General features: G+C 70.9%; 4 protein-coding genes. 2 read left to right on the forward strand and 2 right to left on the reverse strand.

All coding sequences use genetic code 11. The features are described 5' to 3' along the window. Both ACLN58_RS19535 and ACLN58_RS19540 read right to left on the reverse strand, forming a co-directional pair. Positions 1 to 1,164, reverse strand: a 1,164-nt coding sequence (locus tag ACLN58_RS19535) for a DUF6350 family protein (RefSeq protein ID WP_415856902.1), incomplete at its 3' end; no start/stop codon positions are given. A gap of 148 nt (positions 1,165 to 1,312) precedes the next feature. Further along, positions 1,313 to 2,497, reverse strand: coding sequence for a 12-oxophytodienoate reductase (locus ACLN58_RS19540; RefSeq protein WP_415856903.1), 1,185 nt, complete (start codon positions 2,495 to 2,497; stop codon positions 1,313 to 1,315). Positions 2,498 to 2,696: 199 nt separating this feature from the next. On the opposite strand from ACLN58_RS19540, the gene ACLN58_RS19545 reads away from it, so the two are divergent. After that, positions 2,697 to 3,155, forward strand: coding sequence for a DUF4383 domain-containing protein (locus ACLN58_RS19545; protein ID WP_415856904.1), 459 nt, complete (start codon positions 2,697 to 2,699; stop codon positions 3,153 to 3,155). Between the two features lie 137 nt (positions 3,156 to 3,292). Further along, positions 3,293 to 3,616 (forward strand): MFS transporter (locus ACLN58_RS19550; RefSeq protein WP_415856905.1); only part of this gene is annotated, 324 nt, incomplete at its 3' end.

Here is a 3,616-nt window from a genome sequence, read left to right on the forward strand (position 1 = left end):
GAGCCAGGCCGCCCCGGCGCACAGGGCTCCGGCCACGGCGCCCACGAGCAGCCCGAGGACGAGCGCGGAGACCGTCGCCGTGAACCACCGCGCAGGAACCTTGATGGCGAGCCACTCGTCGAGGTGATCCTCGCCCGCGCGCTGGAACCACCACCCGCCGAAGACTCCCGCGAGCACAGCCAGGACCACGGCCGCGGAAGTGAGCGGGACGGACGAGGTGGGGATCGCGGCGAGGACGGGGACCGGCGGGAGGGGACCCACCGCCGTCGTGAGCGCGCCCGCCGTCGATCCGGTGCCGAGGACGACGCCGGCCCCCGAGGACCACGCAAGCGTCCAGACCGCGAGATTCGGGACGTAGCCGAGCTGGGCGAGCGTGAGCGCGGCGCCCCCGACACCGCCCGAGCCGAGCGCCTCGTAGACCGTCACGACGTCCGCCCAGCGGATCGCGAGATCAAGCGCGAGGAGCGCCGCAGAGAGTCCGAACGCCGCGACCGCGGCCACGAAGCCCGCGCGGATCACGGCCCACAGATAGCTTCCGGTCCAGCGCGAATACTGACCGGTGCGGGCGATCCAGTCCACGGCGTCGACGCCGATGAGCCGCGTCCACGAGCCTGCCTCGCGCCGGGCCCCGACCACCAGGCCGAGGACCACCGGGATGAGCGGGACCGAGGCGCCGAGGCCCGTGCTCGCACTCACCTCGGGCGTGCTGCACACGAACGCCGTGGCGAAGCCCGCGAGGGCGTACATTCCGGCGGCGCCGAGGATGGCCTGCCACAGCGTGTCCGCATACGACGCGCGGGCCAGGCGCCGTCCAGCGCGCCACGAGAGGAGGAACGGGACGAGCGCAAAGCCGAGCGGGATGAGGCTCAGGACGCTCGACGTAGGGGATGCGCCGCCGATCGGCGCGAGCCCCGCGCCGTTGAGACGGAGCGGCACGCCGTGGGCGAGGAGCCAGGCCTGGCCCGCGAGTCGCCCGGCCGCCTCGGCCGGGAGCGCGCCGAACCCGCCCGTGAGCCAGACCGCCGCGATCGGCGCGATAGCTATGACGGCCGAGAGGATCACGGCCTGCAGGGATTCGACCGCACCCTGGAGCCACAGCGGCATGGGAAGGCCGCGGAGCCCTTGCTGATCGGCGCGCAACTTCATCGCGTTCCACTTTGCCATGGACCGCCGCGCCCCTCGCTCAGGCGCGGCCGTAGAGGCCCGCGGCCTCCTGTCCACTTCTTCCGGCCGGAACGCTGCGCCCCGACGCGACCCGCCGCGTTCCCGGCCGATTGGGACAGATCAACCGGACGGGAACGCGGCGGAGTTCCTAGCTGAGCGTCTCGCGGTCCTCGGCACGGAACGGGACGATCTCGGCGTGGCGGCCCTCGCGCACCTTCTCGACCCACGCGGGATCGCTCAGGAGCACCCGCCCCAGCGCGATGAGGTCGAACTCGCCGCGACCGAGCTGCTCCAGCACGGGGTCCAGGCCGATCGTCTCGGCGCGGCCACCCGACTGGAACGCGACCTGGAACGCGTCGTCGAGGCCAACGGAGCCCACCGCGATCGAGGGCAGCCCCGTGACCTTCTTGGACCACCCGGCCAGCCCGAGCCGCCCGTCGGGCCCCTCGACCTCGGGGAACGCAGGCTCCCAGTGGCGGCGGGTCGACGCGTGGAACGCCGAGACGCCCGCCTTCGCGAGCGTGCCGAGGAGCGGCTCGAGCTCCGCCGGCGTGGTGGCAATGCGGGCCGAGTAGTCGCCCGACTTCCACTGGGAGAAGCGGAAGATGACGGGCAGCTCGGGGCCGACGGCGTCGCGCACGGCCGCGGCGACCGCAGCCGGGAAACGCGTCCGTGCCTCGAGCGAGCCTCCGTACTGATCCTCGCGGCGGTTCGTGCCCTCCCACAGGAACTGGTCGAGGAGGTAGCCGTGGGCGCCGTGGAGTTCGACGGCGTCGAAGCCCGCTTCCTTCGCCGCGAGTGCGGCCCGCGCAAAGTCGTCGCGGATGCGCTCGAGCTCGACGACGGTCGCGGCCCGGCCGCGCGCCTTGCCCGAGGACGAGAGGCCGGACGGGCTCAGCGTCGGCAGCTGCGGATTGAACGAGGGATGGTCACCGCGCTCGGCGCCCAGATGCCACAGCTGCGGGGCGATAAGCCCGCCCTCCGCGTGCACGGCGTCGACGAGCCGCTTCCACGCCGCGAGCTGAGACACGCCGAAGAGACGCGGGACCCGCGTGCTCGGACCCGAGTCCTCGGAGACGTAGACGCCCTCAGTGATGAGGAGGCCGACTCCCGCCGCGGCCCGGCGCGCGTAGTAGCCCGCGACGTCGTCGGTCACGGTGCCGTCCGGGGAGAATTCCCGGGTCATCGGCGCCATCGCGAAGCGGTTGGGGACCCGCAGGGATCCGAGCCTGACGGGCTCGAAGAGCTCCTCGAGGGCCGCCGAGCCCTGCCCGGCCGCGCCCGTGTTCTCTTCCGTGTACTCAAGGGTCATGTTGGCGGCAACCGCGCCCACCGCCGCCGCATTTCCTGATTCCACCCCGGAGGATGTGATCTTCAGCACATACTCGTTTCCACTACCGGACGTAGAATTAACGTGTTGATGCTGCGACCAACGCCCGCCCTCCGGGGTGGGACCGGAGGGGTGGCGCGCCGTGACACCAGCGCCTTGGGGGCGTTTGCCTCACGGGCAGGTCAACAGGGTAGGAGGAACGATGACTACCGCCGCGCCGCACGCACACCACGGCGTCCACTTTGGTCGCAAGGACATCCAACTGCTCGCCATGGGGGTTGGCGCTCTCTGGGGCCTCGTCGGAATCTTCGGGTTCATCCCGGGACTCACGCAGGGCTACAGCGACCTGAAATTCCTTGGGCCGGATTCGCATGCGATGCTGTTCAACGTCTTCCAGACCTCGATGCTGTTGAACGTTGTGCAAATTGTCATTGGCGTTGTCGGCATCGTGATGGGACGTACCTCGATGGGTGCGCGCCGGTTCCTCATGTGGTTTGGCGGCCTCTACGTGGTCCTCGCGATCTACGGGTTCGTCACCGGAACATCCACCGCGAACGTCTTTGCGTTCAGCACGGTGGATAGCTGGATGATGATCGTCCTCGGCCTGCTCATGGCCGGGGCAGGTTGGTACGTGGCGAACAACGTCGAGGATCAGGCGTAGCGCTGCCATCCAGGAAGCCAATCGAAAGACGGCGCGGACCGACTCGGCGAGGTCCGCGCCGTCGTCCATGCCCGCCGTCGTCCATGCCCCGCCGTCATCCTTCTCCGCGCCGGCGCCCGCTTCCATAGACTTCACGGGTGAGCCCCTCCGACGCCCAGCCCACGCCCGCGCCCTCGCGCGCCGTCGTCGTCCCTCTGTACGCGGCGGGATTCACCACCGCGTTCGGCGCCCACAGCATCGCGGCGGGGCTGGGCGCCGAGAGCGAGGACATCGGCCTCAACCTGCTCGTGCTCGGCGTGCTGCTCGCGCTGTACGACGTCGCGGAAGTCTTCCTCAAGCCGATCTTCGGCACACTCTCGGACCGGATCGGACCGAAGCCCGTGATCGTGGGAGGGCTGCTCGGCTTCGCGGTCGCGTCCCTCGTGGGGCTGTGGTCGGGGCAGCCGCTGCTCCTCGCCGTC

Origin of the sequence: Sinomonas sp. G460-2 (assembly GCF_047759905.1) — a bacterium.
Classification (GTDB): Bacteria; Actinomycetota; Actinomycetes; order Actinomycetales; family Micrococcaceae; genus Sinomonas.

Excerpts from the sequence above, each read along its gene's own strand:
- ACLN58_RS19545 (WP_415856904.1), top strand. The coding sequence starts at position 2,697 with ATGACTACCGCCGCGCCGCACGCACACCACGGCGTCCACTTTGGTCGC.